Origin of the sequence: Streptomyces africanus (genome assembly GCF_002150735.1) — a bacterium.
In the GTDB taxonomy this organism is placed as follows: domain Bacteria; phylum Actinomycetota; class Actinomycetes; order Streptomycetales; family Streptomycetaceae; genus Streptomyces; species Streptomyces africanus.
In genome coordinates this window covers 1-12,981 of sequence record NZ_MUKA01000061.1, presented here as the reverse complement: position 1 = coordinate 12,981, position 12,981 = coordinate 1, and the positions used below count along the sequence as shown (strand labels likewise).

Sequence of the window (12,981 nt, the reverse complement as noted above, 5' to 3'; positions counted from 1 at the left end):
ATCAGCCTTCGAGGTGCCACCTGAAGGTACCTGAAGGTAAAAGGAACGTTGCCGAGACTATGCCTTCAAGTTTCGAAGTCAATAGGTCACTTGCTCTGAATCTGAGGCAGAAGTGTGTCAGTGATGTGTTCAAGTATTGAAGTCATTGAGAGCCGCAGGTGAGACAGGTGTAGAGCACACTCATCTAGCGGAGGCGCTGGCTGATGACCTTCGACACACCGTCGCCCTGCATGGAGACGCCGTACAGCGCGTCGGCGACCTCCATCGTGCGCTTCTGGTGGGTGATCACGATCAGCTGGGAGGCTTCCTGGAGCTCCTGCATGATCCGGATGAGCCGCTGGAGGTTGGTGTCGTCGAGGGCGGCCTCGACCTCGTCCATGACGTAGAACGGGCTGGGCCGTGCCTTGAAGATCGACACGAGCATCGCCACCGCGGTCAGCGATCGCTCCCCGCCCGAGAGCAGCGACAGCCGCTTGACCTTCTTGCCCGGCGGACGGGCCTCGACGTCCACGCCCGTGGTGAGCATGTTGTCCGGGTCGGTCAGCACCAGCCGCCCCTCACCGCCCGGGAACAGCCGGCTGAAGACGCCCTCGAACTCCCGGGCCGTGTCCCGGTAGGCCTCGGTGAAGACCTGCTCGACACGCTCGTCGACCTCCTTCACCACCTGGAGGAGATCCGCCCGCGTCTTCTTGAGGTCCTCCAACTGCTCGCTGAGGAACTGGTGGCGTTCCTCCAGAGCCGCGAACTCCTCCAGGGCGAGCGGGTTCACCTTGCCGAGCTGCTGGTAGGCGCGCTCGGCGGCCTTCAGGCGCTTCTCCTGCTCGGACCGGAGATATGGCTTCGGCCGGTTGCGCGGGTGCTCCGGGTCCTCCGGCAGCTCCTCGCCCTCGGCGGGGGGCGAGGGCGGCACGAGCTGATGCGGTCCGTACTCCGCCACCAGCCCCGCCGGTTCGACACCCAGCTCCTCCAGCGCCTTGGTCTCCAGCTGCTCGATCCGCAGCCGCTTCTCGGCGCCGAGTACCTCGCCGCGGTGGACCGAATCCGTCAACTTGTCGAGTTCGGCCTTGAGATCGCGTCCCTCGGTGCGGGCGCGGGCGAGTTCCTGTTCACGGCGGGCCTTGGCGGCCTCGGCGGCGGTGCGCTCCTCGTCGGCGCGGGCGAGGGAGACCTCGACGTGCGCGAGCAGCTGCCGGGCGCCCGAGCCGACGGCCTCGGCGACGGCCGCCTCGTGCCGCAGGCGGGCCCGCCGCTGCTCGGCACGCGCGCGTGCCTCGCGCTCCGCACGGGCGGCCCGGTCCAGGGAGTCGGCTCGTCCGGCCAGGCCCTTGACCCGTTCCTCGTGCGTACGAACCTGGAGGCGGGCCTCCATCTCCGTCTGGCGCGCGTTGGCGCCGTCGGCGGCGAGCCGGTCCCGTACGGAGGTGTCGGGCTCCTCCTCGATCGGCATTTCCTCGGCGACGGCGAGCCGCTCGGCGAGTTCCTCGACCTCTTGGAGCGCCTTGTCGAGAGCCTCCTGGGCACGGGCCGCGGCGGCGGTGGAGCGCTCGGCCTCCCCGGCCGCGCCCCGCGCCTGCCCGGCGAGCCGGCCGAGCTGCTGGGCGACGGCCGACTTCTCCCGGTCGGCGGCCCGGCGCCGCTCCCCCAGCTCCTCGACCAGGGCGGCGCACTCCTTGCGGCGTTCCACCGCCGCCTGCTGGGCCTCGCTCAGCTCCTCGCAGCGGACGTCCAGCTCTTTGAGCTCTGCGGCTGCCTCGTCGACGGAGGCCTGTACTTCGAGGAGGCTGGGGGCGCCGGCGGAGCCGCCGTGGGCGAAGTGGGCGCCGAGGAGGTCGCCTTCGGCCGTCACGGCGGTGAGGTCGGGGTGGGCGTAGACGAGGTCCTCGGCGTCTTCGAGGGTGTTGACGACGACGATGCCGTGGAGCATCCGGCGGACGGCCGGCATGAGGTCGGAGGGGCCGCGGACCAGGTCGGCGGCGTAGGTGTGTCGTGCGTCTGCGGGTGCGTCGTGGTCGTTCGCGCCCACGCGGCGGCAGCCGCACGTCTGATGCAGCCCCGCGCCCCTGGGGTCGGAAGCTCCTGCCAAGAGCAGAGTTGCCCGGCCTCCGTCCTGTTTGCGGAGGAGTCTGATCGCGTCTGCTGCCGAGGCCGGTGTCGCGACCGCGATCGCGTCCGCCGCCGCCCCGAAAGCAGCGGCGACAGCGACCTCGTGGCCCGGGGTCACCGTCAGGAGTTCCGCCGCCGGACCGAGGAGGCCGGAGAGACGGTCCTTCGCCGCGAGCAGTATCCCGGTGCCGTCCTTGCGGCGCAGGCCGAGCGCCAGGGCCTCGTGGCGGGCCTGGGTCGCGGCGCGCTTGCGTTCCGCCGCCGTGGTCGCCTCGCGGGCGGCTGTGAGGGCGGCCTCGGCCTCGGCGAGCTGCTGCTTCGCCGCCTCGTGCTGCTCGGCGAGTTCCGCGTCGCCTGCGTCGAGGCCGTCGACCTCGGCCTTGAGGGCCTCGTACTCCTCCTGGGCGGCGACGGCACGTTCCTGCGCTTCGTCGCGAGCCGCGGCCAGGCGTTCGATCTCGGCCTGGGCGGACGCGGCGCGGGAGCGGGCCGCGTTGACCTGGCCGCTGAGCCGGGCGAGGCCCTCGCGCCGGTCGGCGATGGCGCGGGCGGCGTCCCTCAGGCGCCGTTCCTCCTCGGCCAGGGCGCGCTCCAGCTCGGCGCGGTGGGCGACCGTGTCCTCCAGGGCGCGTTCGGCCGCCTCCAGGGCCGCTTCCAGCTCGGCCTCCTGCTCGCGGATACGGGCGGCCTCGCGCTCCATGTCCTCCGGGTCCCGGCCGCGCCGTTCCTCGGGGGGCGCGGAGGTGGCGCTCTTCACGCGGGCGTCGGCCAGCGAGATCGTGCCGCGCACCCGCTCGGCGAGCTGGGAGAGCTCGTACCAGGTCTGCTGGGCGCGCTGGAGGCGGGGCGTGAGCTGCCGTACCTCGTCCTCCAGGAGCGCCTCGCGCTGGAGCGCCTTGCGCAGCTCCTGCTCGGCGGCCTCCTTGCGCTCCTTCAGGGCGGCCTCGTCGGCGACCTCGGCCTTGAGGGCGTCCCGGAGCCGTACGAGGTCGTCGGCCAGCAGACGCAGCCGGGCGTCGCGCAGGTCGGCCTGGATGACGGCGGCCCGGCGCGCGACGGCGGCCTGGCGGCCGAGGGGCTTGAGCTGCCGTCTCAGTTCGTCGGTGAGGTCCTGCACGCGCGCGAGGTTGGCCTGCATCGCGTCCAGCTTGCGCAGGGCCTTCTCCTTGCGCTTGCGGTGCTTGAGGACGCCGGCGGCCTCCTCGATGAAGGCGCGGCGGCCCATGGGGTCGGCGTGCAGCACGGAGTCGAGCTGGCCCTGTCCGACGATGACGTGCATCTCGCGGCCGATGCCGGAGTCGGAGAGGAGCTCCTGGATGTCGAGGAGGCGGCAGGTGTCGCCGTTGATCTGGTACTCGCTGCCGCCGTTGCGGAACATGATCCGCGTGATGGTGACCTCGGCGTACTCGATGGGCAGGGCCCCGTCGGAGTTGTCGATGGTCAGGGACACCTCGGCCCGGCCCAGTGGGGGGCGGCCGGTGGTGCCGGCGAAGATGACGTCCTCCATCTTGCCGCCGCGCAGCGACTTGGCGCCCTGCTCGCCCATGACCCAGCTGAGCGCGTCGACGACGTTGGACTTGCCCGAACCGTTCGGTCCGACGACGCACGTGATGCCCGGCTCGAACCGGAGTGTGGTCGCCGATGCGAACGACTTGAACCCGCGGAGGGTCAGGGCCTTGAGGTGCACGCCGCTGGACTCTACCGCCCGGGTTCGTCTCACTCCATGAACCCACGGTTTCGCCGCTGAACGCGCAGGGCACATCAGACGTTAAAGACAGTGAAAGGATGCGCGGGGGAAAGAAAGAAGGGACGCCAGCGGCGTCCCTTGCACTTCTGACTCAGCGGTTGTGACGGGCGGCCCAACCACTGCGGTGCTGTTGTGGAGCGGTGCAGTGATCAGGTGAGCGCAGGCTCCGCCTGGTGTGCGTCAACGCTCTCCATGATCCTGTCGTGAGAAGCGGCAGCCGTCAGCGCTTCGTTCTCGGCCTGGATCCGTACGAGCTCGGATTCCAGGTCCTGGACACGCTGCTGGAGCCGTCGCATCTCGGCGAGGAGTCGAGGGTCGGAGCCGCCGACGTAACCGAGAAGCGCCTTTGCCATGATGGATGGTCCTCCACAATGAGTGACCGACCGATGCGGTGTGGGTCGTGAGGGATTCCGCACCCGCAGTCTTGGCAGGGCCTGGAGTTGTGCTGCCGTTCAGCCATGCCAAACAGCTAGGTGCGCGGGGTGCTTTCAGCGTCTCACCAAAAAGTTTGACGGTCAACACGATCACGCCCCGTATTGGCGGCGACCCGGGCGCGCACGGCCTGGAACGGCGGTGTCGGCGCTTCTGCGGGGCCTTCGGGGCGTGGCGATCATCCTTGCGGGTGCGGCCTGCCAAGGCAAGTGATTCTCGGCAATCACCAGCAAGTTTCCGTTCTGGGAGGCCCTCGGCGACCGGCCCGCGGGCGACCCCTGGGGCCGCCCGGCGGTGTGGGGTCAGCGGATGGCGAAGCCCTCGTAGCCCCCGCGAGGTGTGTCCCAGATCTCGGTGACGCCGTCCACGCGGCCGGGCGTGTCGTCACTCTGGAGCCACTCCAGCAGGCCTTCGCAGCCCTCTCTCGCGCCTTCCGCGACCACTTGGACGCGTCCGTCGCCCAAATTGAGAGCAAAACCACTCAGGCCGCCGATCTCCAGGGCCTTGGCCCGCGTGAACCAGCGGAAACCCACACCTTGGACGCGTCCACGCACCCAGGCGACCAGTCGCACATCCTCACTCATGACTGCAACCTAACCGCCCGATCTCTCTCCGGGTCACTTCCTCCACTTGCGCCATGCGGTACCGTCCCCACCCAACGAATCTCATATGAAACTCACACGATCGAGTGAGTTTGGTGTTGATCTCGAGGACGAGTCGACCGCCAGGACGAGGAAGGCCAGGACATGGGACGCCACCGACGCTCCGCCGCCGGCCGCGCCGCCGCGGGCCGCGCCACGGGGATCACGCAGGCCGACGGCTCCGTGGCAGGCCGGCGCTCCCACGGGGGAGACGGCGCGGCGATGGGCATCGCGCCCTACCTGAACCCCGAGGCGTACGCCGGCGCCTACGCGAAGAGCGAGGCCTACCTGTTCGACACGGGCGCCTCCGAGCCGGGTGACGGCTACGACGCCCGGAGCGCCGACACGGCCGCCTTCGCGAGCGACGGCTTCACGCCCGACGGCGGCGCCCGGCGCTCCGGCTCGCACCGCCGCCGGAAGAAGGCCGCCCGGCCGATGCGCACCGGGCTGCTCGGCGTGTCCGCGGCGGTCGCCCTCGGCACGGTCGCGGTCGCCACGGGCGCGGTGCCCGGCCTCGAGAACTTCGAGCTCGGTGGTGGCGGCGGCGCCGACAAGGTGCAGGCCGGGGACACGCCGACGAACAGCCCGATCGAGCAAGGCGGCACCACCGGCAGTGCCGACGACCGGGACGGCGCGCCCACGAGCCGGGACGCCGGGCGCTCCCTGTCGCCGTCGCCGTCCGCCTCGAAGTCGTCGGCCGCACCGACGAAGACACCGGAGAAGACCGAGAAGCCGGAGAAGACGCCGGAGAAGAAGGCACCGGCGGCCACTCCCCGCGAGAAGCCGGACAGCACCCCCTCCCGTACGGCCACGAAGGCGCCGGTGGAGCCCAGCGCGCCCGCCGCCCTCTCCGAGGAGTCCGCCACCGCGGCCCAGGTGCTCAAGCTCGTGAACGAGGAGCGGGCCAAGGTGGGGTGCAGCGCGGTCGCCGCGAACAGCGCACTGACCGAGCTGGCGCAGAGCTACAGCGAGGACATGGCCGCGCGGGGCTTCTTCGACCACACCGACCCGGACGGCAGGACGCCGTGGGACCGGGCCGGGAAGGCCGGGATATCCAACCTCGGCGGGGAGAACATAGCCCGCGGCCAGGCCGACGCCGCGGCCGTGATGGATGCCTGGATGAACAGCCCCGGCCACCGCGCCAACATCCTGAACTGCGACTTCAAGACGCTGGGCGTCGGTGTCGAGTTCGGGTCGGGCGGGCCGTGGTGGACTCAGGACTTCGGATACTGACGCCTCCGCCCGAACACTGCGCTAACCAATAGTTAGCGCAACCTTTTGGATAGCGCTGCGCTGGCGTACGCTGGGCATATGACCACCACCCAGGAGCCCAGCGCGGGCCTGGACGAGCTCCCGTACAACGTGTTCGCCAAGGCCTGTCCCTCGCGCGGCACGCTGGAGCACGTGACGGGCCGCTGGGGCGCACTGACGCTGGGCGCCCTGTACGAGGGTTCGCTCCGCTTCAACGAGCTGCGTCGCCGCGTCGACGGCGTCAGCGAGAAGATGCTCTCCCAGACGCTGCACGCGCTGGAGCGCGACGGCCTGGTGCACCGCGAGGCGCAGCCGACCAACCCGCCCCGCGTGGACTACGAGCTGACGCCGCTGGGACGCGGCGTGGCCGAGCGGCTGCTCGCCCTGATCCACTTCGTGGAGGGCAGCATGGACGGCGTCCTGGCCGCGCGCGAGCGGTACGACTCCGCTAGGGCGTGATCCGCGGCGGTCGCTGGCACCTGGGGCAGTAGTAGCTCGACCGGTTCATCCAGGGCCGCCGGCGTATCGGGGTGGCGCAGCGCCGGCAGGGCAGGCCCGCGCGGCCGTACGCGTCGAGGGACCGGTCGAAGTAGCCCGACTCGCCGTTGACGTTGACGTACAGGCTGTCGAAGCTGGTGCCGCCCACGGCGAGGGCCGCGTTCATCACGTCCCGCACATGGCCCAGGAGCAGCAGGCTGCGCGGGCGGGTGAAGGTCGCGGTCGGGCGCTCGTAGTGGATGCGGGCGCGCCACAGGGCCTCGTCCGCGTAGATGTTGCCGACGCCGCTGATCAGCGACTGGTCGAGCAGGGCGCGCTTGATCGTGGACCGCTTGCGGCGCAGCGCCCGGTGGAAGGCCTCGTCGTCGAAGAGCGGATCGAGCGGGTCGCGGGCGATGTGGGCGATGACGTCGGGCAGGCCGTCGGGGGTGTTGTCGTGCAGCGACAGGCCGCCGAAGGTGCGCTGGTCGACGAAGCGGAGCTCGGTGTCCAGGGCGTCGGTGAAGCGGACGCGGATGCGCAGGTGCTTCTCGTCCGGCGCCGTCTGCGGCTGGACCAGCAGCTGGCCGCTCATGCCGAGGTGGGCCAGGATCGACTGGTCCGTGTCCTCCAGGGGCAGCCACAGGTACTTGCCGCGGCGGCTCGGGATGCCGATGCGGTGGCCCTTCAGACGGTGCGCGAAGTCGTCGGCGCCCGCGAGGTGGCGGCGCACCGCGCGCGGGTGCAGCACCTCGGCCTCGGCGACGGTCCGGTTGGCGACCCACCGCTCCAGACCGCGCCGGACGACCTCGACCTCGGGCAACTCGGGCATGGGGGTCCCCCGTCACAAACCTGCGGATGACCCGAGCGCCCGCCCCGGGCAGGGGCGGGCGCTCGGGTGCGCTGTGCTGTGCCGGCCGCCGGGTGAGGGCGGCCGGCTCGTCAGCCGTCGACGCTGCTGCCGTCGACGACCGTCTGGGCGGCCTGAGCCGCCGCCGTCTGCGTCGCCTCGGCGTCCTTCGCCGCCTTGGCGCGCTCGTCCGCCGCGGCCCGGATGGACCGCCACGCGGACTCGGCGGCCTGCTGCTCCGCCTCCTTCTTGCTGCGGCCGGTGCCGGTGCCGTACGAGACGCCTCCGACGCGGGCGGCAGCAGTGAAGGTCTTCTCGTGGTCGGGGCCGGTCTCCGTGACCAGGTACTCGGGTACGCCGAGCCCTTCGGTCGCGGTGAGCTCCTGGAGGCTGGTCTTCCAGTCCAGGCCGGCTCCGAGGTTCGAGGACTTCTCGATCAGGGGGTCGAACAGGCGGTGCACCAGCTCCGCCGCCGAGTCCAGGCCCTGGTCGAGATAGACCGCGCCGATCACCGCTTCGAGGGTGTCGGCGAGGATGGACGCCTTGTCCCGGCCGCCCGTGCCCTCTTCACCCCGGCCGAGCCGGATGAAGGAGCCCAGGTCGAGCCCGCGGCCCACCTCGGCGAGCGCACGCGAGTTCACCACCGCGGCCCGCAGCTTGGCCAGCTGGCCTTCGGGCAGGTCGGGGTGGGTGCGGTACAGCGTGTCCGTGACGACCAGGCCGAGCACGGAGTCCCCGAGGAACTCCAGACGCTCGTTGGTCGGCAGACCGCCGTTCTCGTATGCGTACGACCGGTGGGTCAGTGCTCGCACCAGAAGGGCGGACTCGACCTTGTAGCCGAGCCGCCCTTCCAGAAGCGTGTGGGACGAGGCCTGGTTGTCCGCCGTTGCGCTTCCGCTCACGCGGGAAGACTTGTTCTTAGGCGTGGACACAGTGCCTCTCACCAGCCGCTCAGACCTCGAGGACCTGGCGCTTGTTGTAAGTGCCGCAAGAGGGGCACGCGATGTGCTGCTGCTTGGGCTCGTGGCAGCGCTCGCACGCAACCAGGGTGGGGACCGCAGCCTTCCACTGCGACCGGCGGTGGCGCGTGTTGCTGCGCGACATCTTCCGCTTCGGAACAGCCACGGCTACTTCTCCTGCTTCTCGTCGACGCCAGGTTCGGCGCCGCTCATCTCGTCCTTCTCGCCGTCCTTCATGGTGCCGGCGAGTCCCTGCAATGCCGCCCAACGGATGTCGACGGCGTCGTGGTGGTGGTCCGGGTCGTCCGCCAGCCGTGCGCCGCACTCGGCACACAGACCAGGGCAGTCTTCCTGGCACACCGGCTGCATCGGCAGTGCGAGCACCACCGCATCACGCAGCACGGGCTCGAGGTCGAACAGGCCGTCCTCGAGGAAGAGCCTGTCCTCGTCGTCCTCGGCGTCGTCGCCCGGTTCCGCGATCACGCGGCCCCGGTCGTCGGCGTCAGGGTACGAGAACATCTCCTGGAACTCCGCTTCGACGTCGAGCTGAAGCGGCTCCAGACACCTTACGCACTCCCCCTCGGCGGCGGCACGGGCGGTGCCTGTGACGAGCACCCCTTCCATGACCGACTCCAGGCGGAGTTCGAGCTCCACCGGGGCGCCTTCCGGCACTCCGATGACTCCCTTGATACCGAGGTCCTTGGGAGCGTCGACCGTGCGGGTCAGGCGCTGGAGCGCACCGGGCCGCCGGCCCAGCTCGTGCGTGTCGAACACGAGGGGGTTGCGGTGGTCGAGGCGGGCGTTCAGGGCCATTCCTGCTTTCGGTCTGCTGAGCTGAGGGCGACGCCGCCCTTCGGTGTTCCCGGGCAGCGTTGATCGCGGACGTACGCGCGACCGAAGAGCCAGGATACTGGACCTTTGCCTGTCGGCCCAATCCGGTGCTCAGCCGTTGCCGCGGCCCTGCTCGTAGGCCCGGAGCTGCTCGGCGCTGATCATGCCGGTGTCGAAGAGGCTGGTCTCGTCCAGGGCGTACGGCTGGTGGCTCTGCTGCCCCTGCTGTGGCTGCTGCGCCTGCTGGGCCTGGTGCGGGTCGTAGGCGGCCTGCTGAGGGTCGTAGCCCTGGTAGGCGTAGGGATCGGCCTGGTAGCCGTACTGGTCCTGCTGAGCGGCGTACGGCTGCTGCGGATAACCGCCGTAGGGGTCGGGCTGCTGCTGATAGGCGTAGGCCGGCTGCGGCCGGCCGTAGTCCTGCTGCTGGGCGGGCTGCTCGGCCGGGGGCTTCTGGTCCGAGAGGGCGGCCAGGTCGGCGAGGTAGTCGGCGTCGCTGGAGTGCTGGACGGTGCTGGTGTCGTCGGCGAGTGAGCCGAGGTCGTCGGTGGCGATCCGGCCGTGCAGCTTCTGCCGGCCGCGGCCGACGGCGTCCAGGGTCTTGGCGAGGACCGCCTCGAAGGCGCCGAGCTTGACGTCGACGTACTCGTCGGCGCTGCGGCGCTGGGTCTCCGGGTCGTGGCTGCGCTCGGGGGCGTCCTCGTCCTCGTAGCCATGCTCGTCGGTGCCGGGGCCGGTGCCGAGGAGTTTCTCGCGGCCGCGGCCGACGGACCCGAGAGTCTTGGTGAGGACGACCTCGAAGTTGGCGAGCTTGGAGTCGACGTACTCGTCGGCCTCGGCGCGGATCTCCTCGGCCTCCTGGCGGGCCTCGGCGAGGATCCGGTCGGCCTCGGCCTGGGAACGGCGGGCCACCTCGGTGTCGGAGATCAGCGATCCGCGCTCGGCGTGCGCGGCCTGGATGATCCGCTCGGCCTCCTGGCGGGCCTGCTCGACCATCTGCTCGCGGTCGCCGATCAGCTCCTGGGCCTGGGCGAGGGAGCCGGGCAGCTCCGCGCGCAGCTCTTCCAGCATGGAGAGCAGTTCGGCGCGGTTGACCACGCACGAGGCCGACATGGGCATGGACCGGGCGCCGGAGACCGCGGCGACGATCTCGTCGAGCTTCTTCTGCACGTCCACCGTGTGCTCGCCACTCTCTACAGATGCGTTGGAGACGGACGGGACGACTGTACGGCCAGGGGGATGCCGTGGAACACCGGGTGACGGCCTGTCAGGGTCCGGTGGGGCGCCCGGGGCGGGTTCAGTCCTGCCGCAGGCGCTCGGTGAGGGCCTGGAGGACCTCCGCCGGAACCAGGTGCGATACGTCGCCGCCCCAGGTCGCGACCTCCTTGACCAGGGAGGATGACAGGAAGCTGTAGGTGGGGTTGGTGGGGATGAAGAGGGTCTCCACGCCCGAGAGGCCGTTGTTCATCTGGGCCATCTGGAGCTCGTAGTCGAAGTCGCTGACCGCGCGCAGACCCTTGACGATGGCGGGGATGTCGCGCTGCTTGCAGAAGTCGACGAGCAGGCCGTGGAAGGCCTCGACGCGGACGTTGCCGTACTCGGCGGTGACCCGGCGGATCAGGTCGATCCGCTCGTCGATCTCGAACAGGCCCTTCTTCGACTGGTTGATCATCACCGCGACGTAGACCTCGTCGTACAGCCTGGAGGCGCGGGAGATGATGTCGAGGTGTCCGTTGGTGATCGGGTCGAACGACCCGGGACATACGGCGCGGCGCACTTGTGATCCCTCGCTCTCCGGTCCGGTCATCGTGCGTCTTCGCACGTAGAGGCGGCGCGACCGTACCAAAACGTTCCCTCGCCGTAGCGACGGGCCCGGAGGGCTTCGAAACCCTCGGGCCACCGGAATTCACCGCCTCTGGTGCTGCGCTCCACGGTGACGAGGGCTTCTCCGGTGAGCCAGCCTTCCGTGCGGAGTGTGAGCAGGATCTCGCGAAGATCGTCGTCCGTGACCGCGTACGGCGGGTCGAGGAAGACGAGGTCGTAGGGCTCGCCGGGGGGTGGTGTGCGGATGATCTGTTCGGCTTTGCCTGATCTGACCTCGGCCCCGGGGAGGCCGAGGGACTTCACGTTGCCGCGAACCGTCCGGACGGCCTTCGAGTCGGCCTCGACCAGGAGGGCGTGGCCTGCGCCTCGGGAGAGGGCTTCCAGGCCTACTGCGCCGGAGCCGGCGTAGAGGTCGAGGACGCGTTCGCCTTCCAGGGGGCCGCCGAGGAGGGATTGCCAGGTGGAGAAGAGACCTTCGCGTGCGCGGTCCGAGGTCGGGCGGGTGCCGGTGCCTGGGGGTACTGCCAGGCGACGTCCGCCGGCTGTGCCGGCGATCACGCGGGTCATCTGTGGTCCTTGGGTGTGGGCGGCTTCAGGTATCAGTGTGGCTGGTCGCGCAGTTCCCCGCGCCCCTTGGGGGCAATACCCGTCACCCCTTTTCCAGGTACTGTTCCCGCTCCTCGTCCAGGAGGGCGTCCAATGCCGTCCGCAGGGCCGGGAGGTGGGTCAGCTCCGGGTCGGCGGCCACGACCGCCACTGCCTCTTCTCTCGCCTCCGCGATGATCTCCTCGTCCTCGATGACCGCGAGCATCCGCAGGCTGGTGCGGGCGCCCGACTGGGCCTGGCCGAGGACGTCGCCCTCGCGGCGTTGTTCCAGGTCGATGCGGGAGAGTTCGAAGCCGTCGAGGGTCGCGGCGACGGCGTTCAGGCGCTGGCGGGCCGGGCTCGCCTCGGGCATCTCGCTGACCAGGAGGCACAGGCCGGGGGCCGAGCCACGGCCCACGCGACCGCGAAGCTGGTGGAGCTGGGAGACGCCGAAGCGGTCGGCGTCCATGATCACCATGACCGTGGCGTTGGGGACGTTGACGCCGACCTCGATGACCGTCGTGGCGACCAGCACGTCCGTCTCCCCGGCGGCGAAGCGGCGCATGACCGCGTCCTTGTCGTCGGGCTGCATACGGCCGTGCAGCACCTCGACCCGGAGGCCCTGGAGGGGGCCCTTGGAGAGCTGGTCGGCGACGTCGAGGACCGCGAGGGGCGGGCGCTTCTCCGCGGCGTCCTCGGGGGGCCCGGGGGCTCCGGAGGACTTCTTCTTGCCGGCCTTCTTCGGGTCGTCCTCCTCGTCGCCGATGCGGGGGCAGACCACGTACGCCTGATGGCCGTTGCCCACCTCCTCGCGGACCCGTTCCCAGGCGCGGGACAGGAAGTGGGGCTTGTCGGCGGCCGGGACGACATGGCTGGCGATCGGCGAGCGGCCGGCCGGGAGCTGGTCCAGGACGGAGGTCTCCAGGTCGCCGAAGACCGTCATCGCGACCGTGCGCGGAATCGGCGTGGCCGTCATGACCAGGAGGTGCGGGGGCTGTTTGCCCTTGCCGCGCAGGGCGTCGCGCTGCTCGACGCCGAAGCGGTGCTGTTCGTCGACCACGACCAGGCCCAGGTCGTGGAACTGCACCTTGTCCTCGATCAGCGCATGCGTGCCGATGACGATGCCGGCCTCGCCAGTGGTGAGGTCGAGCAGCGCCCGTCGGCGGGCGGCCGCGCCCATGGAGCCGGTGAGCAGCACCACCTTGGTGGCCTGGTCAGCCCCGCCCAGCATGCCGCCCTCGGCCAGCTCGCCCATCATCTCGACGATCGACCGGTGGTGCTGCT

The 12,981-nt window shown here is 70.6% G+C and carries 13 protein-coding genes; 2 read left to right on the top strand and 11 right to left on the bottom strand.

The window, feature by feature from the left end; all coding sequences use genetic code 11:
• Window positions 1–184: 184 nt before the first annotated feature.
• The 3 genes from smc to CCL05_RS09340 all read right to left on the bottom strand — a co-directional run bounded on the left by smc (window position 185) and on the right by CCL05_RS09340 (window position 4,866).
• Window positions 185–3,790 carry a chromosome segregation protein SMC gene (gene smc / locus CCL05_RS09350; RefSeq protein WP_086560039.1) on the bottom strand — a complete coding sequence of 1,202 codons (3,606 nt, stop codon included), beginning with the start codon at window positions 3,788–3,790 and terminating at the stop codon, window positions 185–187.
• Window positions 3,791–3,999: 209 nt separating this feature from the next.
• Window positions 4,000–4,203, bottom strand: a complete 204-nt coding sequence (locus CCL05_RS09345; RefSeq protein ID WP_003993245.1) for a hypothetical protein — start codon at window positions 4,201–4,203, stop codon at window positions 4,000–4,002.
• A gap of 381 nt (window positions 4,204–4,584) precedes the next feature.
• Window positions 4,585–4,866, bottom strand: a complete 282-nt coding sequence (locus CCL05_RS09340; RefSeq protein WP_010044525.1) for an acylphosphatase — start codon at window positions 4,864–4,866, stop codon at window positions 4,585–4,587.
• 162 nt (window positions 4,867–5,028) lie between these two features.
• On the opposite strand from CCL05_RS09340, the gene CCL05_RS09335 reads away from it, so the two are divergent.
• Together CCL05_RS09335 and CCL05_RS09330 are read left to right on the top strand one after the other, a co-directional pair.
• Entirely contained in the window at window positions 5,029–6,156 is a 1,128-nt protein-coding gene (locus CCL05_RS09335) for a CAP domain-containing protein (RefSeq protein ID WP_086560038.1), read from the top strand.
• Window positions 6,157–6,234: 78 nt separating this feature from the next.
• Window positions 6,235–6,633, top strand: a complete 399-nt coding sequence (locus CCL05_RS09330) for a winged helix-turn-helix transcriptional regulator (RefSeq protein WP_086560037.1) — start codon at window positions 6,235–6,237, stop codon at window positions 6,631–6,633.
• Here the strand turns inward: CCL05_RS09330 and mutM are convergent.
• The 8 genes from mutM to CCL05_RS09290 form a co-directional block, all read right to left on the bottom strand.
• Entirely contained in the window at window positions 6,623–7,483 is an 861-nt protein-coding gene (mutM, locus tag CCL05_RS09325; protein ID WP_086560036.1) for a bifunctional DNA-formamidopyrimidine glycosylase/DNA-(apurinic or apyrimidinic site) lyase, read from the bottom strand. The genes CCL05_RS09330 and mutM overlap by 11 nt on opposite strands.
• A 110-nt stretch (window positions 7,484–7,593) precedes the next feature.
• Window positions 7,594–8,445, bottom strand: a complete 852-nt coding sequence (gene rnc / locus CCL05_RS09320; RefSeq protein WP_208641431.1) for a ribonuclease III — start codon at window positions 8,443–8,445, stop codon at window positions 7,594–7,596.
• 7 nt (window positions 8,446–8,452) lie between these two features.
• Window positions 8,453–8,626: a 50S ribosomal protein L32 gene (gene rpmF / locus CCL05_RS09315; RefSeq protein ID WP_003951102.1), complete on the bottom strand. Its 174-nt coding sequence runs from the start codon at window positions 8,624–8,626 to the stop codon at window positions 8,453–8,455.
• Between the two features lie 2 nt (window positions 8,627–8,628).
• Window positions 8,629–9,273: a YceD family protein gene (locus CCL05_RS09310; protein WP_086560034.1), complete on the bottom strand. Its 645-nt coding sequence runs from the start codon at window positions 9,271–9,273 to the stop codon at window positions 8,629–8,631.
• Window positions 9,274–9,402: 129 nt separating this feature from the next.
• Entirely contained in the window at window positions 9,403–10,464 is a 1,062-nt protein-coding gene (locus tag CCL05_RS09305; protein WP_086560033.1) for an ATP synthase F0 subunit B, read from the bottom strand.
• Window positions 10,465–10,585: 121 nt separating this feature from the next.
• Window positions 10,586–11,065: a pantetheine-phosphate adenylyltransferase gene (gene coaD / locus CCL05_RS09300; protein ID WP_086560032.1), complete on the bottom strand. Its 480-nt coding sequence runs from the start codon at window positions 11,063–11,065 to the stop codon at window positions 10,586–10,588.
• Between the two features lie 26 nt (window positions 11,066–11,091).
• Entirely contained in the window at window positions 11,092–11,679 is a 588-nt protein-coding gene (rsmD, locus tag CCL05_RS09295) for a 16S rRNA (guanine(966)-N(2))-methyltransferase RsmD (protein WP_086560031.1), read from the bottom strand.
• A gap of 82 nt (window positions 11,680–11,761) precedes the next feature.
• Window positions 11,762–12,981, bottom strand: a 1,220-nt coding sequence (locus CCL05_RS09290; protein ID WP_279629927.1) for an ATP-dependent DNA helicase RecG, incomplete at its 5' end; no start/stop codon positions are given.

Coding starts and splice junctions, on each gene's coding strand:
- CCL05_RS09345 (WP_003993245.1), bottom strand. CDS start 4,203: ATGGCAAAGGCGCTTCTCGGTTACGTCGGCGGCTCCGACCCTCGACTC.
- CCL05_RS09340 (WP_010044525.1), bottom strand. CDS start 4,866: ATGAGTGAGGATGTGCGACTGGTCGCCTGGGTGCGTGGACGCGTCCAA.
- CCL05_RS09335 (WP_086560038.1), top strand. CDS start 5,029: ATGGGACGCCACCGACGCTCCGCCGCCGGCCGCGCCGCCGCGGGCCGC.
- CCL05_RS09330 (WP_086560037.1), top strand. CDS start 6,235: ATGACCACCACCCAGGAGCCCAGCGCGGGCCTGGACGAGCTCCCGTAC.
- mutM (WP_086560036.1), bottom strand. CDS start 7,483: ATGCCCGAGTTGCCCGAGGTCGAGGTCGTCCGGCGCGGTCTGGAGCGG.
- CCL05_RS09310 (WP_086560034.1), bottom strand. CDS start 9,273: ATGGCCCTGAACGCCCGCCTCGACCACCGCAACCCCCTCGTGTTCGAC.
- rsmD (WP_086560031.1), bottom strand. CDS start 11,679: ATGACCCGCGTGATCGCCGGCACAGCCGGCGGACGTCGCCTGGCAGTA.